At 66.2% G+C, this 23,402-nt stretch carries 20 protein-coding genes; 9 read left to right on the forward strand and 11 right to left on the reverse strand.

Annotated features, from left to right (window positions below; genetic code table 11):
• Window positions 1–45 precede the first annotated feature (45 nt).
• Window positions 46–1,884 (forward strand): Wzy polymerase domain-containing protein, encoded by a 1,839-nt coding sequence (locus tag VSR72_RS20150; RefSeq protein ID WP_342954101.1) that lies wholly within the window; start codon window positions 46–48, stop codon window positions 1,882–1,884.
• Between the two features lie 62 nt (window positions 1,885–1,946).
• Here VSR72_RS20150 and VSR72_RS20155 read toward each other — a convergent pair whose 3' ends face one another.
• Both VSR72_RS20155 and moaC read right to left on the reverse strand, forming a co-directional pair.
• Complete coding sequence (locus VSR72_RS20155) at window positions 1,947–2,297, reverse strand: nucleotide pyrophosphohydrolase (RefSeq protein WP_342954102.1); 351 nt, start codon at window positions 2,295–2,297, stop codon at window positions 1,947–1,949.
• A 4-nt stretch (window positions 2,298–2,301) separates the two neighbouring features.
• Window positions 2,302–2,781 carry a cyclic pyranopterin monophosphate synthase MoaC gene (moaC, locus tag VSR72_RS20160; RefSeq protein ID WP_342948443.1) on the reverse strand — a complete coding sequence of 160 codons (480 nt, stop codon included), beginning with the start codon at window positions 2,779–2,781 and terminating at the stop codon, window positions 2,302–2,304.
• A gap of 184 nt (window positions 2,782–2,965) precedes the next feature.
• On the opposite strand from moaC, the gene VSR72_RS20165 reads away from it, so the two are divergent.
• Window positions 2,966–4,774: a M48 family metalloprotease gene (locus VSR72_RS20165; RefSeq protein ID WP_342954103.1), complete on the forward strand. Its 1,809-nt coding sequence runs from the start codon at window positions 2,966–2,968 to the stop codon at window positions 4,772–4,774.
• Between the two features lie 8 nt (window positions 4,775–4,782).
• Here VSR72_RS20165 and VSR72_RS20170 read toward each other — a convergent pair whose 3' ends face one another.
• The 6 genes from VSR72_RS20170 to VSR72_RS20195 form a co-directional block, all read right to left on the reverse strand.
• Window positions 4,783–5,409, reverse strand: a complete 627-nt coding sequence (locus VSR72_RS20170) for a DUF2946 family protein (RefSeq protein WP_342954104.1) — start codon at window positions 5,407–5,409, stop codon at window positions 4,783–4,785.
• Window positions 5,402–6,481, reverse strand: coding sequence for an alpha/beta fold hydrolase (locus VSR72_RS20175; RefSeq protein WP_342954105.1), 1,080 nt, complete (start codon window positions 6,479–6,481; stop codon window positions 5,402–5,404). Before VSR72_RS20175 ends, VSR72_RS20170 begins: the two co-directional genes overlap by 8 nt.
• Window positions 6,482–6,510: 29 nt before the next feature.
• A complete protein-coding gene (locus tag VSR72_RS20180) occupies window positions 6,511–6,957 on the reverse strand; it encodes a nuclear transport factor 2 family protein (RefSeq protein ID WP_342954106.1) in 447 nt (148 codons plus the stop codon).
• A gap of 303 nt (window positions 6,958–7,260) precedes the next feature.
• Window positions 7,261–8,286, reverse strand: a complete 1,026-nt coding sequence (gene waaF, locus VSR72_RS20185; protein ID WP_133182814.1) for a lipopolysaccharide heptosyltransferase II — start codon at window positions 8,284–8,286, stop codon at window positions 7,261–7,263.
• A 336-nt stretch (window positions 8,287–8,622) separates the two neighbouring features.
• On the reverse strand, window positions 8,623–8,817 hold the full coding sequence (locus tag VSR72_RS20190; protein WP_028205950.1) for a zinc-finger domain-containing protein: 195 nt from the start codon (window positions 8,815–8,817) through the stop codon (window positions 8,623–8,625).
• 60 nt (window positions 8,818–8,877) lie between these two features.
• Window positions 8,878–9,801, reverse strand: coding sequence for a branched-chain amino acid transaminase (locus tag VSR72_RS20195; protein WP_342954107.1), 924 nt, complete (start codon window positions 9,799–9,801; stop codon window positions 8,878–8,880).
• Between the two features lie 495 nt (window positions 9,802–10,296).
• Between VSR72_RS20195 and VSR72_RS20200 the strand changes: the two genes are divergently transcribed.
• From VSR72_RS20200 to VSR72_RS20230, 7 genes are all read left to right on the forward strand, one after another.
• Window positions 10,297–11,496, forward strand: a complete 1,200-nt coding sequence (locus VSR72_RS20200) for a phosphoglycerate kinase (protein WP_342954108.1) — start codon at window positions 10,297–10,299, stop codon at window positions 11,494–11,496.
• Window positions 11,497–11,928: 432 nt separating this feature from the next.
• The gene (gene pyk / locus VSR72_RS20205; protein ID WP_342954109.1) at window positions 11,929–13,365 is read left to right on the forward strand and encodes a pyruvate kinase; all 1,437 of its coding nucleotides are present in this window, start codon (window positions 11,929–11,931) and stop codon (window positions 13,363–13,365) included.
• A 397-nt stretch (window positions 13,366–13,762) separates the two neighbouring features.
• Window positions 13,763–14,827, forward strand: coding sequence for a class II fructose-bisphosphate aldolase (fba, locus tag VSR72_RS20210; protein ID WP_321930279.1), 1,065 nt, complete (start codon window positions 13,763–13,765; stop codon window positions 14,825–14,827).
• 230 nt (window positions 14,828–15,057) lie between these two features.
• Complete coding sequence (locus tag VSR72_RS20215; RefSeq protein WP_342954110.1) at window positions 15,058–15,948, forward strand: phosphoribosylaminoimidazolesuccinocarboxamide synthase; 891 nt, start codon at window positions 15,058–15,060, stop codon at window positions 15,946–15,948.
• Between the two features lie 29 nt (window positions 15,949–15,977).
• Window positions 15,978–16,496: a 5-(carboxyamino)imidazole ribonucleotide mutase gene (gene purE / locus VSR72_RS20220; protein WP_342954111.1), complete on the forward strand. Its 519-nt coding sequence runs from the start codon at window positions 15,978–15,980 to the stop codon at window positions 16,494–16,496.
• Between the two features lie 56 nt (window positions 16,497–16,552).
• Window positions 16,553–17,770, forward strand: coding sequence for a 5-(carboxyamino)imidazole ribonucleotide synthase (locus tag VSR72_RS20225; protein ID WP_342954112.1), 1,218 nt, complete (start codon window positions 16,553–16,555; stop codon window positions 17,768–17,770).
• Window positions 17,771–17,785: 15 nt separating this feature from the next.
• A complete protein-coding gene (locus VSR72_RS20230) occupies window positions 17,786–18,817 on the forward strand; it encodes an L-threonylcarbamoyladenylate synthase (protein ID WP_342954113.1) in 1,032 nt (343 codons plus the stop codon).
• Between the two features lie 97 nt (window positions 18,818–18,914).
• On the opposite strand, the gene VSR72_RS20235 is transcribed toward VSR72_RS20230, so the two are convergent.
• The 3 genes from VSR72_RS20235 to dacB form a co-directional block, all read right to left on the reverse strand.
• The gene (locus tag VSR72_RS20235; RefSeq protein ID WP_342954114.1) at window positions 18,915–20,129 is read right to left on the reverse strand and encodes an SGNH/GDSL hydrolase family protein; all 1,215 of its coding nucleotides are present in this window, start codon (window positions 20,127–20,129) and stop codon (window positions 18,915–18,917) included.
• A gap of 220 nt (window positions 20,130–20,349) precedes the next feature.
• Window positions 20,350–21,324: a sterol desaturase family protein gene (locus VSR72_RS20240; protein WP_342954115.1), complete on the reverse strand. Its 975-nt coding sequence runs from the start codon at window positions 21,322–21,324 to the stop codon at window positions 20,350–20,352.
• 308 nt (window positions 21,325–21,632) lie between these two features.
• Window positions 21,633–23,294, reverse strand: a complete 1,662-nt coding sequence (gene dacB / locus VSR72_RS20245) for a D-alanyl-D-alanine carboxypeptidase/D-alanyl-D-alanine-endopeptidase (RefSeq protein ID WP_342954116.1) — start codon at window positions 23,292–23,294, stop codon at window positions 21,633–21,635.
• Between the last annotated feature and the right edge of the window lie 108 nt (window positions 23,295–23,402).

Raw genomic sequence — 23,402 nt, forward strand, 5'->3', positions numbered from 1 at the left:
AAAAGTTTTGTATAGTGCCCCGTTGCTGAACGCCCCCGCCCAACCATGCCTTCCAATTTTGCGCGTTACCTTACGTTCGTCTTGCTGGCCCTCGCGTTGACGCTGCCCTATGCGGTCGTCAACCACACCTATCCGATTCCCACGTTCTACGCGGAATTCGTTGCACTGACACTTTATGTGCTGATGGGCGCCGCGACGCTGCTGCTCATTCGCCCGGCGCGCTCGGGCGAAGGCTTCGCGTCGCCCACGGTTGCGCTCGTGCCGCTCTTCTTCGGCCTGCTGCTGGTCGTGCAGACGTTCGCCTTGCCGCTTGCCGAGCCTTCGATGAACTGGCTCGGTGCGGGTTATCTGCTTGCCGCTTTCCTCGCGACGCATGCGGGCTACACCATCACGCGCGCGCGTCTCATGCAGTCGGCGCTCGTATGGGGGGCGTTCGCGCTGCAGATCGGCGGCCTTTTTGCCGTGTTCACGCAGGTGATTCAGCTCTTTCACCTGGAAACGAAGGTCACGCCGCTCGTGGTGGCGTACAACATCACGGTCGATCGCCGGCCGTTCGGCAACATGGCGCAGGCCAATCACCTGGCCACCTATATTGCCTTCGCGATGGCGGGCGCGATGTACCTCGCGCTCACGCGGCGCTTGAACATCCTGCTCTGGGGCGTGCTGACCGCGATCTATTCGGGCGGCCTCGCGCTCACGGTGTCGCGCGGACCCTGGCTGCAGATGGGCGTGATTTTCGTCGCGGGCCTGTGGATCGCGCTTACGGGCTGCCGCAGCGAAGCAGGCGAGGGGCGCAGCGCGGGCGCGGAAGGCCTGGCATCGGCGGCGGGCTCGGGCCGCAAGGGTGGAGCGCGCGCCTGGATCATCCCCGTCGTGCTCGTGCTGATCTTTTTCGGCATGAACGCGTACGTGCGCTGGGCCAACATCCACTATGGGCTCGACCTTGCACAGTCTGCCGCCGAGCGCATGAAGGACGCCAGCCAGATCGCGCCGCGCCTCGCGCTGTGGCGCTACGGCTGGACGATGTTCAAGTCGCATCCGGTGCTGGGCGTCGGCTGGGGCGATTTCCCGATGCATCAGTTCGAGCTGGCGCGCTCGCTTGGCGGCGTCGAGATCGCCAACAACGCACACGACATCTTCCTCGACCTGCTCGCGAAGACCGGCCTCGTCGGACTTGCCATCGTCGTGATCGGGCTCGTCGCGTGGTTCGTGCGCGGGCTGCGCGTGCCGCACACCGCCGAGCGCGTGTTCGGTTTCATGCTGATCGGCGTGCTCGTCATGCACGCGCTCGTCGAATATCCGCAGCAGTACATGTTCTTTCTGCTGCCGGCGATGTTCGTGTTCGGCCTGCTCGAGACGAAGCCGCTGCGTGTCGTGCCGTCGCGCGTCTCGCTCGGCGTGTATGCGGTAGTCGCGTTCGGCGGCGTCGCCGCGCTGTACCCGGTGCTGCGCGACTACAACCGCGCCGAGGTGCTCTATTACGGGCAGCATCCGGCGCGCGACTATGGCGACGATCCTTCGCGCCTGTTCGGCGCATGGGGCGACTACGGCATGGCCACGCTGTTGCCGATGAACGCCGCGAGCCTTTCGAGCAAGCTCTACGCGCACCAGCGCGCGATCGCGCTGCTGCCCGGCGAGACGGTGCTGCGCCGCTACGCCGTTTTGCAGGCGCTGGATGGCGATACGGCGGGCGCGTTCGATACGGTGGAGCGCCTGCGCATTTTCGCCACGGAGCTGCACGACTGGCAGACGCAGTTGGCCTCGCTCTACGGCCTGCTCGACGAGCAGCCCACGCTCGCGGACTTCAAGGCGCAACTCGTCAAGAAGTATGGGACGCCGGCGAAGTCGGTCGAACAAGACGACGAGGACGACTCGGACGATTGAGCCTCACGGCTCGTGCGTGAAGCGGCGGCTCGCCGCCGCGTTCTACGCCGCTGCGTTGGCAATCAAAGCTCGGAGTATTTCGCGGCGCTGCCTTTCGCCTTATCCACTGGGTAACGCTGCGCGTTCAGCTTGAGCTTTTCCGCCGCCGCATCGACCAGATCGATCCCTGCGGTATGCGCGACCAGCAAAAGGTAGATGAACACATCCGCGCATTCGTGCTTGAGATGCGTGAGTTGTGCGGGATCGGCGAGCAGGGCGTCGATCTGTGCATCGGTTTTCCACTGCACCGTCTCCAGCAGCTCGCCGGCCTCGATGCTCGTGGAGACGATCAGGTTGCGCAACGTGTGAAACTGTTGCCAGTCGCGCTCGTCCCGGAAGGCCAGAACCTGCGCGCGCAGTTCGTCGAGAGTCATGGCGTCAGCGCTCCGCCACCCAATCACCCGACTTCCCGCCGTGCTTCTCCAGCACGCGCACATCGGTGATCGTCATGCCGCGGTCCACCGCCTTGCACATGTCGTAGACGGTCAGCAGTCCGACCTGCACGGCGGTCAGCGCTTCCATCTCCACGCCCGTGCGGCCGAGCGTTTCCACCTGCGCCGTGCAGTGGACGCCGGGCAGCGCTTCGTCGAGTACGAAATCCACCTTGACCCGCGTGATCGCGAGCGGGTGGCACAGCGGAATCAGGTCCGAGGTGCGCTTCGCCCCCTGGATCGCGGCGATGCGCGCAACGCCGATCACGTCACCTTTTTTCGCGTGTCCGTCGCGGATCAGCGCGAAGGTTTCCGGCAACATGCGGATCGTGCCGCTCGCGAGCGCAATGCGCTTCGTCTCTGCCTTGCCGCCGACATCGACCATATGGGCGTCGCCGGCTGCATCAAAATGCGTGAGTTCAGGCATGGTGGGTTCTTCCTTGAGGGGTACCTATCTTAACAGCGCGGCACGCAGGGTTTTCTGCCTGTCTTGCCGGGCCGCAAGGCTTGTAAGGCGGGCTACAATCAACCGATTGGCACAAACGAGCGCAGGCGGTCCGCACCGGGCGCGCCGCCGCGATAGTGTTCCGCGTTCCCCGATCCTGTCATCAATGCGTCTGAAACGGCTGCTTGCTGCATGGTTGTGCGCGTCGCTCGCGGTTTCCCCGCAAGCGCACGCGCAGGCGTCGAACGCCGCCGTGCTCAATCGCGGCGCGGCTTCGCCGGCAGCCGCGAAGCCCGCCCCGTCGTCTCCCGGCACCGCACCGAATGTACCCAGCGCGGCGGCACCCGCGCTCGTCAGCGGCCCGTTCGATGACGCGGCGGACCCCGTCATCCCCGCCTCGATCGCGCAGGGCGTGTTCGGCACTTACGGCGGCGCGAAGAGCCGCTTGTCGACCCCGGGCCAATCCGGCGCACCGACCTCGTCTTCGGACGGCAACGCCAGCGTGCGCGCCCCTGCGTGGGTCCCGCAGTTGCCCGACCTCGGCGACGGCTCGGGCGGCGCGCTCACGCCGCAGGCCGAGCGCCGCATCGGCGAGCGCGTGATGCGCGAGATTCGCCGCGACCCCGACTATATCGGCGACTGGCTCGTGCGCGACTACCTCAATTCGGTCGCCGCGCGTCTCGCTGCGGCCGCGAGCGCGCAGTTCATCGGCGGCTATCGGCCCGACTTCGATATCTTCGCGATCCGCGATGGCCAGATCAACGCGTTCTCGCTGCCGGGCGGCTTCATCGGCGTGAACTCGGGGCTTATCGTCGTCACGCAAACGGAATCCGAACTCGCCTCCGTGCTCGGCCACGAAATGGGCCACGTATTGCAGCGGCACATCGCACGCATGCTTTCGGAGAGCGAGCGCACGAGTCTTGCCGCGCTGGCGGGCGTGCTGTTCGGCATTCTCGCGGGGGTGCTCGCGCATAGCGGCGACCTGGGTGCGGGCATTGCGCTCGGCAGCCAGGCGGCTGCCGTGGACAGCCAGTTGCGTTTCTCGCGCGCCGCCGAGCACGAGGCCGATCGCGTGGGTTTCCAGCTGCTCGCGGGAGCGGGCTACGACCCGTGGGGCATGGTGGCGTTTTTCGAACGGCTCGAGCGCGATTCGATGGAAGACTCGGGCGTGCCGGCGTACGCTCGCACGCACCCGCTCACCGGCGAGCGCATCGCCGACATGCAGGACCGCGCGCGCCGCGCCGCGTACCGGCAGCCGCACCAGGCGTCCGAGTACGGGTTCGTGCGTGCGCGCGTGCGCGTGCTTCAGGACCGTACGCGCAACGAGTACATCGACGAGGTTTCGCGTCTGCGCTCGGAGATCGAGGACCGCACGGCGCTCAACGTCGCCGCGAACTGGTACGGCATTGCCTACGCGCAGTTGCTGCTGGAGCGCTACGACGACGCGACGGCGTCGCTCGCAAACTCGCGTGCGGCGTTCGCGCAGTTCGAGGCCGCGGATGGCAGCAAAACACGCAACTCGCCGAGTCTCGACGTGCTCGCCGTGGATATCGCGCGCCGCTCGGGCCGCCCCGACGACGCCGTGCGGCTAGGCGAGGCGGCGCACAAGGCGTGGCCAGGCTCGCACGCGGCCACCGATTCGCTGCTGCAGGCGCTGATCGCGGCGCGCCGCTTCAAGGAGGCGCAAACGCTCGCGCGCAGCCAAACCGAGGCCGAACCGCAGCAAGACGCGTGGTGGCTCTATCTGGCGCAGGCAAGCGCAGGACTCGGCGACGCGCTCACACAGCATCGGGCAATGGCGGAGAAGCTCGCCCTCGACGGCGCCTGGCCCTCGGCCATCCGTCAGCTCAAGGAGGCGCGCGACATGAAATCGGTGGGCTACTACGATCTGTCGACGATCGAGGCGCGCCTGCACGACTTCGAGGCCCGCTACAAGCAGGAGCGCCAGGACGAGAAGGACGAGGGCCGCGGCTGAGCCGGCGCTCAGTCTTTGGCAGGAGCCGGCGTGCTCGCGCCATGTTCCGCCGCCTGCGCTTCGCGCTCGGCGTGTGCCGGGCTCGTCACGAAGGCAAAGTGCGCGCTCACGTCGGCGCGCTTGATCGGCTGCAGCGGCAATGCGTCGCCGGCGCGCCAGTGGAACGTGCCGCTGTCGGCGTCGTCGGCGAGCGTGGCGTGGTCGGTGAAGAGATCGAGGTCGTGATCGTGCAGCAGCGCCGCGCGCGGAGGGGTGCTCGCATCGGCAAAGATCACGCTGCCCGCTTCGTCGAGGTAAGCGGCCACGGGTTCGAGCGCTTGACCGCCCTGATCGGTGAGCGTGAGCGCGCCGTCGTGATCAACAGCGAGACGCACGATCCACGGCGTGTATTCGAGCTCGACATACACGCGCTGCGGGCCGTTCTGGAAGTACCACTGGCCCTGTTCGTCGCGCTCGTAATTGCGGTTGATGAAGCCGAGCAGCGCTTCGTGGCGGATGGCCGTGCCGGGTGCGTTCTGCGCCTGGGCGGCCTCGTCGCGCATGCGCCAGTTGCCGCGTGCGTCGAGCAGCAGCCATCCCGTGCAATGCGGGACGTTGGGCCAGCGCGCGAGCGCCTGTTTGACGATGTCATCCATGAGAGACGAAAGGCGAAAAATAGGTGAACACGCGCTGCGCGAGCCAGTCGCTGCGGCCGGGGAACGGGCCCGTCATGAAGCCGACGTGGCCGCCATGCGCAGGCTGATCGAGCTCGACGGCGGCGCTCACTTCGTGGCGCGCGGGCAGCACGCGGCCCGGCAGGAACGGATCGTTGCGCGCGTTCAGCACGAGCGTGGGGACGACGATTTCACCGAGCTTCGGGCGGATCGTCGCCTGGGTGTAGTAGTCGTGGGTATCGCGAAAACCATGCAGCGGCGCGGTCACGACATTGTCGAATTCGTACATCGTGCGGCTCGCGAGCACGGCTTGGGCGTCGAAAAGACCGGGGTACTGCTCGAGTTTCTGGAGCGCCTTGACCTTCAGCGTCTTCAGAAAGCTGCGCGTATAGATCATGCCGAAGCCCTGCGTGAGCATCTCGCTGCCCGCATGCACGTCGAGCGGCGTGGAGATCGCAGCGGCCGCCGCGACGATCGCGGCGTCTTCGCGGCGCTGCGCGAGCCAGTGCAGCAGCACGTTGCCGCCGAGCGACACGCCCGCGACCACGATCGGCCCTGAGTGGCGGGCGGCGAAGCGGCGCAGCACCCAGTCGACTTCGGCGGAATCGGCGAGATGGTAGAAGCGTGGCAGCAGGTTCAACGGACCGCTGCAACTGCGAAAGTGGGGGATCGCCGCGTGCCAGCCGCGCGCATGCGCGGCGGCCGCGAGCGCGCGTGCATAGTGCGAACTCGAGCCGCCCTCCAGGCCGTGGAACAGCACGAATAGCGGGGCGTTGCGCGCGTCGTGTGAGCGCGCACCGGCATGCTTGCCGTCCAGCCAGTCCACTTCGATGAAGTCGCCGTCGGGCGTGTCCCAGCGCTCGCGCCGGTAGGCGGGCGCGGGCAGGCGCGAGAAGAGCGCCGGCACGATGGTCTGGATGTGCGCCCCTGGCAACCAGAAGGGCGCGCGGTAGTTGAGATCGTAGCTGGCGCCGAGCAGGGCAGTCTGGGCCTCGAGCGCGGCGGCGACGCGGGCTGCCTCGCTGGGCCTGCTGGTGTCGTCGGTCGTACTCATGACTGCCCCCTGCTTTGCGCCCTTATGTATCAGTGCAGCGCGCCCTGGCCATGGCGCAATTTGGCCGAGAACTGGGTTGCTGCGTCGTCGGGCATGCGGCTCGCGTGAATATGTGCGATACGCCACTCGCCGCGCTCGTGAACCATCACGTAGGTCGTGAAGACCATGGTGGGAATCGCGCTGGGATCGACCGCGCGATGCGCTTCCACGATTGCGTAGACCACGGTGCCGAGGCTGTCGTACACGCGGATGTCGAGCGGCTCGATCGACACCGGCGCCGCTTCGAGCTGCGCGGCGAGGCCTGCGCGGATGCTCGACAGGCCATGCAGATGCGCGCCTTCCGCCGTGATGCAGCTCACGAATTCTTCATCGATCCACAGACCCATCAAGCTGTCGATGTTGACTTCCGCGACGGCCTGGTAGTACGCGTTGAGGGTGTCCGCGGCGGCTTCGAAGATGTGGGCAAAACGTGGCATGGCTCGTTGGTCTTGTGCGCCCGGTGTTGCACTCGGCGTGTCCCTGGGCGCGGGTTGGCGGATGATCGGTTGCGGCGTTTCGAGTCTGTCGCTGCGTTTGCCGCGAGCATGCCGCTTTCGCGAGACAGGCCTGTGACGTGCTCCGATACGGCGCTTTGGTCCCTCCCGCGCCTCGATGCCTCTATTGGGCGCGCGCAACGCGCGTGGCGTCCGTTGCGTGGCGCACATCCATTTGCGTGCGCGATATTTTTAGCGTGGCGGGCGGCTCATGGCCGCCCAACGCTGGCGGGCGATGCGTAATGCTTATCGCTGCCCGAGCAGCATGCCGCGCAGATCGCCGAAAACCTGCTCCGGGCTCAGTTCGCGCAGGCAGTTCAGATGCCCGAGCGGACACTCGCGAGCAAAGCAGGGACTACATTCGAGATGCAGCCATTGTACCTTTGCAAGCTCGGACAAGGGCGGCGTGTGGCGCGGATCCGTCGAACCGTAGAGTGCGACGAGCGGGCGACGCAGCGCGGCGGCCACGTGCATCAGGCCGGAATCGTTGGTCACCACGGCGTTCGCGCGCGAGATCAGCGCGCACGCCTCGCCGAGCGCGGTCTGCCCGCACAGGTTGCGCACGTTCGGCGCGCGATCGGCAATGGCCTGAGCGAGCGGGGCGTCCTTCGGCGAGCCGAGCGCGACGATCTGCGTGTACGGGAACGACTGGCCCACCATTTTCGCGAGCGCTGCGAAATGCTCGGGCGGCCAGCGCTTGGCGGGGCCGTACTCGGCGCCGGGGCAGAACACGAGCAGCGGCACGCGCGTATCGAGATTGAAGCGCGCCGAGACGCGGGACGCCTCGTTCGGGTCCGACTCGAGGCGCGGCATCGGCAGGTCGTCGGGCACCGTCGCGCCGGGCGCGTAGGCGAGCGCGGCATAGTGCCTGACCATCGGTGGCCGCTCGTCCTTCGGCGGATTCGCATGGCGCACGTTCAAGAGGCCGTAGCGGTTCTCGCCCGTGTAGCCAATGCGCAGCCCGATGTTGGCGAGCCACGGGATCAGCGCGGACTTGAGCGAATTGGGCAGCACGTACGCGGCGTCATAACGCTCGGCGCGTAGATCGCCCGCCAGTTGCCAGCGGCGCAGCAGTTGCAGCTTGCCGTGGCCGAGGTCGGTGGCGTAGACGTCGCGGATCTCGGGCATGCGCTCGAGTACGGGCGCAACCCAGGTTGGCGCTAGCGCATCGATCTGAATGCGCGGGTGCAGTTTCACGAGCCGCGAAAAAAGCGGCTGCGCCATCAGTGCGTCACCGATCCAGTTCGGTGCGATTACCAGCGCGCGGCGCATCGGGAGTCAGGGTCCGGAGAGGGTAAAGGTTGCACGCGGCTTGCCCGTTCTTGGGAAATCAGGGATGCCGCATGTAACACGGTTAATTCAACGAAGCGGTTAGCGCGACGTCCAGCCGGCGTGCCGGCGGGCGTTGGCGCAAGGTGCGGCGTATGGCTTCGTGGCGATGTGCGTAAAGCCCGCGGCGCGCCGCCGTTTTCAGGACGGCGCGCGACGGGCAGTGAAGCATGGGGAATGCCGCACGAGCGAGGTGTTTTCACCCGGCGGCTGCGCCCCCGCGAACGAAAATGGCGCGAGCGCGGCTGCGCGCCGCCTGGGCGCGAGCCTCGCAACGCGTCAGTGGCCGTGGACGACCTCGCCCGCGCGCAGCTTGTAACGCGTGCTGCAGTACGGGCACTTCGCTTCGCCGTGGGTCACGTCGAGGAACACGCGCGGGTGATTGCTCCAGCGCGGCATCGACGGATTCGGGCAGTAAGCGGGCAGATCCTTGGCCGAAAGTTCGACCAGCGGCATTTCCTTAATTTCGCTCATGAGGACGATTCTCTGTGTAGCTGTGGGGGCCAGGCGTGGGTTCGCCCGGACCTTTCTTTCTTAGACCTTCGCGAGCCAGTGCGCGTACTTGTCGCTCTTGCCCGAAACCACGTCGAAGAAGGCCGATTGCAGCTTCTCCGTGATCGGGCCGCGCGAGCCGCTCCCGATGGTGCGGTTGTCGAGCTCGCGGATCGGCGTGACTTCGGCGGCGGTGCCGGTGAAGAACGCTTCGTCGCCCGTGTAGACCTCGTCGCGCGTGATGCGCTTTTCGATCACCTGAATGCCCATGTCGCGCGCGAGCGTGATGACGGTGTCGCGCGTGATGCCGTCGAGGCACGACGAGAGGTCCGGCGTGTACAGCTTGCCGTTGTTCACGAGGAAGAAGTTCTCGCCCGAGCCTTCCGACACATAGCCGTCCACGTCGAGCAGCAGCGCTTCGTCGTAGCCGTCGGCGGTGGCTTCCTGGTTGGCGAGGATCGAGTTCACATACCAGCCCGAAGCCTTGGCGCGCACCATCGACACGTTCACGTGGTGACGCGTGAACGACGACGTCTTCACGCGGATGCCCTTGGCGAGGCCGTCTTCGCCGAGATAGGCGCCCCACGGCCACGCGGCGATGGCCACGTGAATGGTGTTGCCCTTGGCCGACACGCCGAGCTTTTCCGAGCCGACCCAGATGATCGGGCGGATGTAGCACGACTCGAGCTTGTTCGCGCGCACGACTTCGAGCTGTGCGTCGGCGAGCGTCTTCGCGTCGAACGGCACGTCCATCTGGAAGATCTTGGCCGAGTTGAGCAGACGCTTGGTGTGCTCGGCGAGGCGGAAGATAGCGGTGCTGCCGGCGGCTGTCTTGTAGGCGCGTACGCCTTCGAAAACACCCATGCCGTAGTGCAGCGTATGGGTCAGCACGTGAATGTTGGCGTCGCGCCAATCAATCAGCTTGCCGTCCATCCATATCTTGCCGTCGCGGTCGGCCATTGACATACGATTCTCCAGACAAGTGCAGTAAATATCGGGCTTATACAGCAGGCTTCGCCGCACGCCACTTGGCTGCGAGTGGCAAAGACGACTATTTTAGCGTCATTTGACGCCTGCCAGCGCGCCCGCGGGCGTGTGGGGCGGGGTTTTGGGGCGATTTTAGGGTCGCTTCGCGCCGGTTCCGGGCGATTTTTTTTCAGCCGAACCGCATGCTGCGACGCAGCAAATCCCGCGAAGGCCCGCCCGGCGAGCAGCGTCTGCCCAAATACGGGAGATTCGCCTGGACACGTCTCAGATCGTCCTGGCTATCAGCTAAAATACCGATCTCGCAATTCGATGCCGGCTCGTGCCAGCGACGAGCAGCGACCCGGAGCAGCGACCCGAGACAGCGTCAAACCGGATCCCGCGCCGTGCCGTTGAGCACGTCTTGCCGCGCCAAAACAAGGCCCGCGGCGCCGCATCGCCTTGCCACCGCCTTCCCACCATCAAGATGACATGCCCATGAACAAGGTTCTGCGTCTTTCCGATCTGATCTCCGAAGGCAAATTGAAGGGCAAGCGCGTATTCATCCGCGCCGACCTGAACGTGCCGCAGGACGACAACGGCAACATCACCGAAGACACCCGCGTGCGCGCCTCCGTGCCGGCCATCAAGGCCGCACTCGACGCAGGCGCGGCCGTCATGGTCACCTCGCACCTGGGCCGCCCGACCGAAGGCGAATTCAAGTCCGAAGACTCCCTCGCGCCGGTCGCGAAGCGCCTCGCCGAACTGCTCGGCCGCGACGTGCCGCTGGTTGCGAACTGGGTGGAAAACGGCGTGAACGTCGAGCCGGGCAACGTGGTGCTGCTCGAAAACTGCCGCGTCAACAAGGGCGAGAAGAAGAACTCGGACGAGCTTTCGCAAAAGATGGCGAAGCTCTGCGATATCTACGTGAACGACGCGTTCGGCACGGCGCACCGCGCCGAAGCCACGACCTACGGCATCGCGAAGTACGCGCCCACGGCCTGCGCGGGTCCGCTGCTCGCCGCCGAACTCGACGCGCTCGGCAAGGCCCTCGGCGCGCCGAAGCGCCCGCTGGTGGCGATCGTCGCCGGCTCGAAGGTTTCGACGAAGCTCACCATCCTCAAGTCGCTGGCCGAGAAGGTCGACCAGCTGATCGTCGGCGGCGGCATCGCTAACACGTTCATGCTCGCGGCAGGCCTGAAGATCGGCAAGTCGCTTGCCGAGGTCGATCTCATCGACGACGCGAAGGCCATCATCGACGCGGCGCGCGCCCGCGGCGCCTCGGTGCCGATCCCGACCGACGTCGTGACCGCCAAGGAATTCGCGCCGACGGCCAAGGCCGAGACGAAGAACGTGGCCGACGTCGCCGACGACGACATGATTCTCGACATCGGCCCGGTTACCGCCAACGCGCTCGCCGCGCAACTCGCGCAGGCCGGCACGATAGTGTGGAACGGCCCGGTCGGCGTGTTCGAGTTCGACCAGTTCGGCAACGGCACGAAGACGCTCGCGGACGCCATCGCCAACTCGGGCGCGTTCTCGATCGCCGGCGGCGGCGACACGCTCGCGGCCATCGCGAAGTACAACATTGCCGACAAGGTCAGCTATATCTCCACCGGCGGCGGCGCCTTCCTCGAGTTCCTCGAAGGCAAGAAGCTGCCGGCGGTCGAAGTGCTCGAAACGCGGGCGGCTGGTTAAGTGGCGCCGCGCGCCCCGGGCGGGAAGGCCGCCATGAGCAAGCTTCCTCGTGCCGCTGCACAGAAGTCGCGCAGCGCAGCCGGGGCCGCAGCAAAACAGAAGGGGCGCGCAGCGCCCCAGGCAGAGATTGATCAGGCGCGGGCGGACGCGACGCCCGCCGCCGCTGCCGAACTGGACATTGCGGCGACGCAGTCGACTGCTGAATCGACAGCCGCACAGAATCCGACAGGGCGCACAGCCACGCCCGAACCGAATACGACTACGCATGTAGAAAGCGCCGCAACGGCTCATGTGAGCCCCGTAGCGCCCTCCAAGAAAGCGACGCCGGGCTCACCCGGTGCGCGTTCCGGCGCGTCCGCACCCGCGGCGCAGCCGGCCAGCACTTCTCGCAGCAACGGTTTTCCCAGCGATCCTATCCAGACGAGGAGACTCATGCATCGCGCCACCAAGATTGTCGCCACCATCGGTCCGGCTTCCAGCACGCCGGACATCCTGCTGAAAATGATCCGCGCAGGACTGGACGTGGTGCGCCTCAACTTCTCGCACGGCAGTGCCGACGACCACCGTCAGCGTGCTGAAATGGTGCGGGACTGCGCCCGCCAGGCTGGCCGCGAAGTCGCGATCATGGCGGACCTGCAAGGCCCGAAGATTCGCGTCGGCAAATTCGAGAACGGCAAGACGACGCTCGAGCCGGGCCAGCCGTTCATCCTCGACGCCGAATGCGAACTCGGCAACGACGAACGCGTCGGTCTCGACTACAAGGACCTGCCGCGCGACCTGAAGCCGGGCGACATCCTGCTGCTCAACGACGGCCTGATCGTGCTCGACGTCGCACGCGTGATCGGCAGCGAGATCCATACGACCGTGAAGGTCGGCGGCGACCTGTCGAACAACAAGGGCATCAACCGCCAGGGCGGCGGCCTCACGGCGCCGGCTCTCACCGCGAAGGACATGGAAGACATCCGCACGGCCATGTCGCTCGGCGCGGACTTCGTCGCCGTGTCGTTCCCGAAGAACGCCACCGACATGGAAATGGCGCGCCAGCTCGCGAACATCGCGGGCGCGCCCTACGGCATCAAGCCGAAGATGATCGCGAAGATCGAACGCGCCGAAGCGATTCCGGCGCTGCAGGAAATTCTCGATTCGTCGGACGGGATCATGGTCGCGCGCGGCGACCTGGCCGTGGAAGTCGGCAACGCCGCGGTGCCGGCGCTGCAAAAGCGCATGATCCGCATGGCGCGCGACTCGAACAAGCTCGTCATCACGGCCACGCAGATGATGGAGTCGATGATCCACGCGCCGGTGCCCACGCGCGCCGAAGTCTCGGACGTCGCCAACGCTGTGCTGGACGGCACTGACGCGGTGATGCTCTCGGCCGAATCGGCGGCGGGCAAGTACCCGGTGCAGACCATCGAGGCGATGGCCGCGATCTGTCTGGAAGCCGAAAAGTCGGAACAGTCCGAGCTGGACAAGGACTTCCTCGACCGCACCTTCACGCGCATCGACCAGTCGATCGCCATGGGCGCGCTCTTCACGGCCTACCACCTGGGCGCGAAGGCAATTGTCGCGCTTACGGAATCGGGCTCAACCGCGCTCTGGATGTCGCGCCACTGGACCCACGTGCCGATCTTCGCGCTCACGCCGCGCGCGGGCAGCGAGCGCGCCATGTCGCTCTACCGCAATGTCACGCCGCTGCATCTGGATACCAGCAGCGACCGCGACACGGCGCTCCAGCAAGCCATCGAAGTGGTGGTGAGCAAGGGCTACGCGTCGCGTGGCGACATGGTCGTGCTGACCGTGGGCGAGCCGATGGGTCAGCCGGGCGGCACGAACACGCTGAAGATCGTGCGCGTCGGAGATGTGCTGTAACTGCTGTCCTTTAAGTCTGCGGCGATTTTTTTCGCTTTATTTTCGAGACTCCCGAAAATAAATCCCGCTGACGCCGACTGGTATCACATTGGTATCAGATCGGCGTCAGATCGGTGTCATTTAGACGTCTTTTCCCCGCAATTGCAGCCCGTACGCCGTAGAAGCGGCGCGCGGGCTGTCAACTCTTTTTGCACCTTCTCGCGGTTTTGACGTTCCGATACGCCAATTTCATGCCAGTTACGTGCCAGGCGCAGGGAACGGACGCGCTTCGCGATAAAATCACGCCATCGAGCCCGCGGCAGGTCACGCGGGCGGCGGCTGCCAGGCCGCCCTCGACCGACTGCAAAAGACAGCCGGCGGCAGAAGCAATTCGTTTCAAATCAAAGGAGTAGCAACAATGCCTCTCGTATCAATGCGTCAACTGCTCGACCACGCGGCTGAACACGGTTATGGCCTGCCGGCGTTCAACGTGAACAACCTGGAACAGGTCCAGGCGATCATGGAAGCAGCGAACCAGGTCGGCTCGCCGGTGATCATGCAGGCATCGGCTGGCGCGCGTAAGTACGCGGGTGAGCCCTTCCTGCGTCACCTGATCGAAGCCGCAGTCGAGTCGTATCCGCATATTCCGGTCGTGATGCACCAGGACCACGGCCAGTCGCCGGCGGTCTGTATGGCAGCCATCCGCAGCGGTTTCACCAGCGTGATGATGGACGGCTCGCTCGAAGCCGACGGCAAGACGGTTGCATCGTACGAGTACAACGTCGAAGTCTCGCGCAAGGTCGTCGAAATGGCGCACTCGATCGGCGTGACGGTCGAAGCGGAACTGGGCGTGCTCGGTTCGCTGGAAACGATGAAGGGCGACAAGGAAGACGGTCACGGCGCCGAAGGCACCATGACGCGCGAGCAGCTCCTGACGGACCCGGAGCAGGCCGCCGACTTCGTGAAGCTCACGCAGTGCGACGCGCTGGCGATCGCCATCGGCACCTCGCACGGCGCGTACAAGTTCTCCAAGAAGCCCACGGGCGACATTCTGTCGATCCAGCGCATCAAGGAAATCCACGCGCGCATTCCGAACACGCACCTCGTGATGCATGGTTCGTCGTCGGTGCCGCAGGAACTGCTGGCCGAGATCCGCGAGTTCGGCGGCGACATGAAGGAAACGTACGGCGTGCCGGTGGAAGAGATCCAGGAAGGCATCCGTCACGGCGTGCGCAAGATCAATATCGACACCGATCTGCGTCTGGCGATCACGGGCGCGATCCGTCGCTATATGTACCAAAACCCGTCGAAGTTCGACCCGCGCGACTACCTGAAGCCGGCTCGCGAAGCCGCGAAGAAGGTGTGCGTGGACCGCTTCCTCGCGTTCGGCTGCGAAGGCCAGGCCGGCAAGATCAAGCCGGTTTCGCTCGACAAGATCGCCGAGAAGTACAAGTCGGGCGAACTCGCGCAGATTGTTCGCTGAGCGAGCTTCTGCGTCAGGCGCGCCGGCTGGGTCCGGCCGCGCCAGAGTAGTCAAAACATCGCCGTTTCCGCCTGTTTTGGGGGAACGGCGATGGGCTTTTCTGGGAAATTTGTTAGTTTTTGGTTTACCCTCGCAATACCTTCGGTTTTACGGTTTCCTGCCGCGGTTTTAGCCGCGAATCGGGACCGAACCCGCCTCCGTTTCGATTGTCCTTTTAGCGAATCACGACGATGTCTACCCTCTACGAATCTACGCTCAGCTCGCTGCCGCTTCTCGGCCGCGGCAAGGTCCGCGACAACTATGCCGTGGGCACCGACAAGCTGCTGATCGTCACCACCGACCGTCTGTCGGCGTTCGACGTCATCATGGGCGAGCCGATTCCGCGCAAGGGCGAGGTGCTCAACCAGATGGCCGACTTCTGGTTCGAGAAGCTCAAGCACGTCGTGCCGAACCATCTCACGGGCGTGGCGCCGGAAACCGTGGTCGCCGCCGACGAAGTGGAGCAGGTCAAGGGTCGCGCCGTGGTGGTGAAGCGCCTCGAGCCGATCCTCGTCGAGGCAGTTGTGCGCGGCTATCTGGCCGGCAGCGGCTGGAAGGACTATCAGGCAACGGGCGCCGTGTGCGGCGTCGAACTGCCGCCGGGCCTGCAAAACGCGCAGAAGCTGCCCGAGCCGATCTTCACGCCGGCAGCGAAGGCCGAAATGGGCCACCACGACGAGAACATCACGTACGACGAGATGGAGCGCCGCATCGGCACCGAGCTGTCGCGCACCATCAAGGAAATTTCGATCAAGCTGTACAAGGAAGCTGCGGATTACGCGGCCACGCGCGGCATCATCATCGCCGACACGAAGTTCGAATTCGGCCTCGACAACCACGGCCAGCTGTATCTGATGGACGAGGCGCTCACCGCCGACTCGTCGCGCTTCTGGCCGGCCGATCAGTATGAGGTGGGCTCGAACCCGCCGTCGTTCGACAAGCAGTTCGTGCGCGACTGGCTCGAAACCCAGGACTGGAAGAAGGAGCCGCCGGCGCCCAAGCTGCCCGACGAAGTGGTCGCGAAGACGTCGGCGAAGTATCAGGAGGCGCTCGAGCGTCTCACGGGTCAAAAGCTCGCTTAAAGCGAGCAAAGAGGGAAGAAGGAAGCACAATGAGCGAAGTTCAGACGGCTCACCAGCATGCGGCGCCGCTCGTCGGCGTGTTGATGGGCTCCAGCTCCGACTGGGACACGATGAAGCACGCGGTCGCGATCCTGCAGGAGTTCGGCGTCGCGTACGAGGCCAAGGTCGTCTCGGCGCACCGCATGCCCGACGAAATGTTCGAGTACGCGGAAAAAGCGCGCGAGCGCGGCCTGCGCGCGATCATCGCGGGCGCGGGCGGCGCGGCACACCTGCCCGGCATGCTGGCGGCCAAGACCACGGTGCCCGTGCTGGGCGTGCCGGCGGTCAGCAAGTATCTGAAGGGCGTGGATTCGCTCCATTCGATCGTGCAGATGCCCAAGGGCGTGCCGGTCGCGACCTTCGCCATCGGCGAGGCGGGCGCGGCCAATGCGGCGCTCTTCGCCGTCTCGATCCTGAGCGTGACCAACACCGACTACGCGAACAAGCTCGCGGCCTTCCGTGTGCGCCAGAACGAAGCGGCGCATGCCATGGTGCTGCCTCCGCTTTGATTGCCCCGCTTTGATCGTCCCCACGCGCCGCGGCCATCCCGCGGCCGACAACGAAGATGACTCCTGACAACTCTCCGGTTTCACCGATCCTGCCCGGCGCCTGGCTGGGCATGGTGGGTGGCGGCCAGCTTGGCCGCATGTTCTGCTTTGCCGCGCAGGCGATGGGCTACCGCGTCGCCGTGCTCGACCCCGACGCCACGAGCCCCGCGGGCACCGTGGCCGACCGCCACATCTGCGCCGCGTACGACGACGAGGCCGCGCTCACCGAACTGGCGCGCCTGTGCGCGGCCATCTCGACTGAGTTCGAGAACGTGCCCGCCGCAAGTCTCGATACGCTCGCGAAGTCGACCTTCGTGAGCCCTGCCGGGCGCTGCGTGGCGGTGGCGCAGGACCGTATCGCCGAGAAGCGCTTTATCGCGGCGGCGGGCGTGCCGGTCGCGCCGCACGTGGTGATCGAGTCGTCGCAGGCGCTCGCCGGCATCGACGACCAGGCGCTTGCCGCCGTGCTGCCGGGCATTCTCAAGACCGCGCGCATGGGCTACGACGGCAAAGGCCAGATCCGCGTAGGCAATGTCGAGGAAGTGCGCGAGGCACATGCGTCGCTTGGCGGCGTGCCTTGCGTGCTGGAAAAGCGCCTGCCGCTGAAGTTCGAGGTGAGCGCGCTGATCGCGCGCGGCGCCAACGGCGCGGCGGCGGTCTATCCGCTCGCGCAGAACACGCACCGCAACGGCGTGCTCTCGCACACCATCGTGCCCGCACCCGACGCGAGCCCCGCGCTCGTTCAGCAGGCCCAGCAGGCCGCGATCCAGATCGCGGCGAAGCTCGGCTACGTGGGTGTGCTGTGCGTGGAATTCTTCATCCTCGAAGACGGCTCGCTCGTCGCCAACGAAATGGCGCCGCGCCCGCACAACTCGGGCCACTACACGACCGATGCCTGCGCCACGAGCCAGTTCGAGCAGCAGGTGCGCGCGATGACAGCCATGCCGCTAGGCGACACGCGCCAGCACTCGCCGGCCGTGATGCTCAACATCCTCGGCGACGTGTGGTTCCCCTGTGCGGTGGGCGAGGCCAAGCCCCAGAAGGGCGCCACGCCCGTCACGCCGCCGTGGGACCAGGTGGCCGCGATGCCGGCTGCGCGTCTGCATCTGTACGGCAAGGAAGAAGCGCGTCAGGGCCGCAAGATGGGCCACGTGAACTTCACCGCGCCGACGCTCGACGAAGCGCGCACGGCCGCACGCGACTGCGCGCGCCTGCTGCACATAGCCACGAGCTGAGCTCAGGACCGCATCATGTCTGACCAGCAGAACGCGCCGCATCTGACCGATGCCGACATCGAGCACGCTGCCGCGCTGCTCGATGCGGGCGAACTGGTCGCGTTCCCGACCGAGACCGTGTACGGCCTCGGCGGCGATGCGGCTTCGCCCGAAGCCGTTGCGCGTATCTACGCGGCGAAGGGGCGGCCCGCCAACCATCCGGTGATCGTGCATCTGCCGCCCGGCGGCGATCCGCAGTACTGGGCCGCGGAGTGGCCCGAGGCGGCGCAGAAGCTCGTCGATGCCTTTTGGCCCGGCCCGCTCACATTGATCGTCAAGCGCCATGAACGCATTCCCGACGCCGTGAGCGGCGGCCAGGATTCGGTGGGGCTGCGCTGCCCGTCGCATCCGGTCGCGCAGAAGCTGCTGGCGGCGTTTTCCGCGCGACGCGGCGGGCATGGCGGCGTGGCGGCCCCTTCGGCGAATCGCTTCGGCCACGTGAGCCCGACCACGGCGCAGCACGTGCGCGACGAATTCGGCGCGGCGGTGCATGTGCTCGATGGCGGCGCATGCGACGTTGGGATCGAATCGACGATTCTCGATCTTTCGCGCGGATTTCCCGCGTTGCTGCGGCCCGGTCACGTGACGCCGCACGACATCGCCCGTGTGCTGGGCGAGGCGCCGCGTCTGCCCGACGGTTCGGACGCCACGGCGCCGCGCGCTTCGGGCACGCTCAAGGCGCACTACGCGCCGCGCACGCCGCTCGCGCTGCTGCCGTTCGAAGCGCTGGAGCCGTTGCTCGCGGCGGCGCGCGAGGCGGGCGAAACGGTCGCGCTGGTGGCGCGCGCCTCGCGCGCGGGCGTTTGGGCGCAGGATCAGGGCGTGCATTTCGTCGCTGCGCCGGAAGAGCCGCAGGAATATGCGCGCGAGCTGTATGGCTTGCTGCGCGCGCTCGATCGCGCGAATGTCTCGCGCATTCTCATCGAGAAGCTGCCGGAGACGATCGAGTGGATTGCGGTCAATGACCGGTTGGGGCGGGCGGCGGCGGCGTTCGAGGCGCAGCAGTAATCGTGGCCTCGTGGCGGCGAGTGCTACGTTTGTCGCCACAAAAAACCCGGCTCGCGAGCCGGGTTTTTTTGCGCCTTGAAAAAGCTGCGAAGTGCGCTTATTTCCCCACGCCCGACTTCGCGACCAGCCCTTCGACGTACTGCGCGAACAGCGCGTGCGTACGTGTCGTCGGGTGGACCGAGTCGGCGAAGATGTAGGTCTGATCGGCGTTCGCGACCGTGTAGGTCTGCGGCGAGCAGAACAGCGACGAGGCGAACTGCGCACCGTATTGTGCGGCGGTCATGCCGCCGACGAGCACCGACGGGTTCTTCTGTGCGTAGGCCGTGGCCGACGCCTGCATCTGCGCGAGGTTACAGGCCGTGCCCGTGTTCGAGACGGTGAAGCCATTCGCCTGATAGGTCGGCAGCAACTGTTCGAACCACGCGAACGCATCGGCGACGATGACGTTGTTCGCAATGCCCGCTTGCGTAAGTGCCGCCGCAACGATGCCGTTGTAGGCGGCGCTAATGCCGGTCAGGAGCGATGCAGCACCCGGCGAACTCACGTTCGCGGAGACGCCGAGGGGTGTCTGGCCGATGTCGGGCACCGTCATCAGTACCACGTGCTTGCCGCCTGCGGCGAGGATAGTCCCGACTTGCTTGGCGAGTGTGGTAGCGGACGCCAGGAGCTGCGGGCTGTTGGCCTCCAGGTAGCCGGCAATGAACTCGACCTGCTGCGTTTGCGTGAGCGGGGTGCCCGCCTGTGCCGCTGCAGTTGCAGCCGCCGTCAGCGCGGTGCCGAGTGCCTTCAGATTTGCGGTGGTCGAGAACGCGAAGATGTCGTTCGCGCCGCCGTCGATCAGCACGAGCTGGTTCGCGTTGAAGCTCTTGTTGGCGCTCAGGTAGTTGTTCACCTGGGTTTCGACCGGCACGGTGGTCGCGGCCGCGTTGCCGGGCGCCCAGCCTTCGCCTTCCGGATACGATGCGCTCACGTTCGCGCCGCCCTGTGCGTAGCCCATGCCGCCCGTGGCCGTGAGCGCTGCGCCGAAGCCGCCTTGAAAGGCCGGTGTGAGCGTGCCGCCGTAGTATTCGGCGATTTTCTGCGTCCACACTTCGCCAGGATTCGTGGTGAAGCGGCCGCCGCCGAATCCCGGCAGGATGTTCTCTGCGTACGTGCCGACATCCGAAAGGCTGTCGCCAAACGACACGACCTGCAGATTCACGCCGCCAGGCGGCGTGCTCGCGTTGTTGTTGTTCCCCCCGCTGCTGCCACCGCAGGCGGCGAGCAGCGCAAAGGCCGCGCTCGCGACTGCGATCTGGGTGGCGCGCAACATCGTACGGTGTCTCGGTCCTTGATGCTTCATATTCACTTCATCTCCTCTGTGTGTGGCCTTTGATGCCATGCCTGCCTACTCATGCAACGGGTGCTCGTGGCACGAGCGTCTGTCCCGTTGTCGATGTTCTTGTCGAGTCGTCGGTCATCGGCCTTGCATGCAACCCCCTGCATGCAACTGCCCCAAGGTCGGGGCCAAGGCCGACAGACTACGCAATCTCTCAGCTATTGCGCGACCCGAACTCACCCTCGGTGTTGTTTTCCGGCACGCTGTAGCGCGTTCCTGCTGACGTCGCTGGCGCCGTCACGGATGCGAGGCCCAGCGCGTCGTGGCGCTCGCACCAGTCCGGCGGCGCGAATAGCGCGGCGAGACGCGTGCGCCAGTCGGGCATGCGCGCGAAGTCCCGCGCCATCGCGAGCCATTCGTGAAACGTCGCCTTGAGCGGATTGCACGACGCGAGCGGCTTGACGATGCCGTAATCGGGCGCGTCGTGCGCGTCTTCCTCGACAAAGCTGCCGAACATGCGATCCCAGATCGCGAGCACACCTGCGTAATTGCGATCGATATAGCGCGCGTTGCGCGCGTGATGGACGCGATGCATCGACGGCGTGTTGAACACGTATTCGAGCCAGCCGAGCTTACCTACGGCCTGGGTGTGCACGAAAAACTGAAACGCGAGATTGACGAGCACGATCGCGACGATCTGCTCCGGCGTGAAGCCAAGCATGGCAAGCGGAATCCAGAACACCCACATGCCTGCCACGGGATACATGAGGCTCTGGCGAAACGCGGTCGAAAGGTTCAGGCGCTCGGACGAATGGTGGACGACGTGCGCGGCCCACAGCCAGCGCACGCGATGGCTCGCGCGATGAAACACGTAGTAGAGCAGGTCTTGCGCGATAAAGAGTGCGAACCATGCGACGAGGCCAGGCTGCCACGAAACGAGGCGGAAGTGCCGGTAGACATAAGCGTAGACGGGGATCGCGACGAGCCACGCCAGCTTGTCGGCGCCCTGATGCATGAGCGCGAGCGCGGCGTTGCACAGCGTATCGGACCAGGCGTAGCGGGCGCTGTCCGGAGTGCCGTTCGATGCAGCGCGCGCCCGCGTGCGGGAGAGATGCCACGCTTCCCAGCCGATGCAGGCGAGAAACACGGGGGCGAGGGCGAGCAGCAGCCATTGCGCGTCGAACTGCACGAACGTCGTCCTCCTTGTCCCGTGGGCGGCGCTGGCGGGCAGCGCGGCGGTTGTAGTCTCGTGTTTTGGGGCCGCGTTGGTGCGCGTTCTTACGGGCGCGCGGCTCGATTGCCGTGCGCGTATGACAGATTTATTTGACGCGCCCTCGGCCTTTGCCCGTCAGGGTACACGCCTCGCGCCCAGGACGGGCGGCGCTTTGCTAGAGGAAAACTTCGAGCCCGGCGCACTGCGGCGGGCTCGCGCGAGGCGTGCGGGGACAGGTCCGCGGCCCACGCCCAGCATGAAATCCGCGAGCGCTCAGCGCCTCGTCAGTGTGCGCCGCGACGCTTTGCAGGAGCCTTGTGCGAAGTCTTTGCCGCGCGTTTCGGATGCGGCTCGACGTACACAGGCTTCTCTTCGGGCATGCCCTTGTACACCCACTCGAGCAGCGCGTCGTGCGCGGCGCGAGCGGCCTCGGCGTGCGGATCGTTGATGAGGCTCACCACGATCCAGCTCTCGCCGTTTTCCGCCGCTACATAGCCGGCGATGGAGCGAACGTCGCGCAGCGTGCCCGTCTTGATATGCGCGTTGCCTTCCACGCCCGCGTTGGTGAGGCGGTTGCGCATCGTGCCGTCCACGCCGACGATCGGCAGCGAGTCGATGAACACCTGCGCGACCGGGCTCGCGTTCGCGTTCTGCAAGAGATTCGCCAGCGAGAGCGCGCTGATGTGCTCTTCGCGCGAGAGTCCGCAGCCATTGTCGAGCACGAGTTCGGGCATGTTCAGGCCGCTGCGCCGCAAGAACGCATTGACGGCGGTGGCGGCCTTGACCGTCGTTGAAGGCGGCTTGCCCTCGACGGCGCCGAGCGTGAGGAACAGATTGCGCGCCATCACGTTGTTGCTGAACTTGTTGATGTCGTGCACGACGTCCGCGAGCGGCGGGCTCTGGTGCACGGCGAGCAGACGCGCGCGCGGCGGCACGACGCCTTCGCGCACCGCGCCGGCCGGCGTCGCGAAGAGGCTGCCGCCCGATTGCTGCCAGAGGGCGAGGAAGCCGTCCGCGAAGAACGTGCTGTGATCCACGGGCGCGGCCATGTTGAGCGTGCGTTCGCCGCAGCGCATGGCGTAGCTGCCCGCGAAGCTCGCGGTAACGACGCCGTTGCCGCCGGGCGAAACCTGCGGGCTTGGCAGCATGCCGCCGCATGCGCCGGCGCGCTGGCGAACCTGGTTGTCGATCTGCCACTGCGCAACGGGCGGCACCACGTCGATCGACACTCCCTCGCGCGAGGGCGAGAACGTGAACGAGAGCGCCTTGAACGCGTACATCAGCGGATCGGGGCCGACGTTGTAGGGCGCGCTGTCGTCGCCATCGAACGAGGGCAGGTCGCGCGTGGACGGATCGAACTCGCTCTTGTCGAGCACGAGCGCGCCGTCGATGCGCGCGACGCCGGCCGCGCGAATCTTCTGTACGAGGTCGATCAGCTCTTCGGGCACGAGCTTCGGATCGCCCGTGCCCTTGATGTAGAGATTGCCGTGCAGCGTGCCGCTCGCATCGACTTCTCCGTCGGTGTAGGCGCTCGTTTTCCAGCGATAGTCGGGACCGAGCATCGCGAGGCCGCTCCACGTCGTGACAAGCTTCATCGTCGAGGCGGGCATCATCGGCTGGCCGGCGTTCACCGCGACGCTGGGCTGGCGGTCGCCCACCTTCTCGATCACCACACTCACCGACGAGAGCGGCACGTGCGCGCGCTCGAGGCCCGCCATCACGGTGGGCGGCAGCACAGTGGTCACGTTGACCGTGGGGATGCGTGCACCTTCGGGCTGCGCGTACGCGGCCGGCGTGGCTGCGAAGCCTGCGGCGAGCGTGGCGCACGCCAATGCGAGTGCGAGCGGCCTGGGCCGGCGATGAGCGTTGGGGGCTTGCACGCGGTCGGTGCGCGAGGCGGGCAGTCTGAACAACGAGCGTAGGCGGGACAGCGATGCGGGCAGCATGAAAAGCGTTCGGGCGAGTGCGGGCAGTGCATGGGCCGCGCGCGGCACAGCGAAGGGGGGATTCGCCGGTCCTGCGCGCGGGCGCAAAAATTGGGGGCGGCGCAAGAC

It is taken from the genome of Paraburkholderia sp. JHI869, assembly GCF_038900775.1.
Lineage (GTDB): Bacteria > Pseudomonadota > Gammaproteobacteria > Burkholderiales > Burkholderiaceae > Paraburkholderia.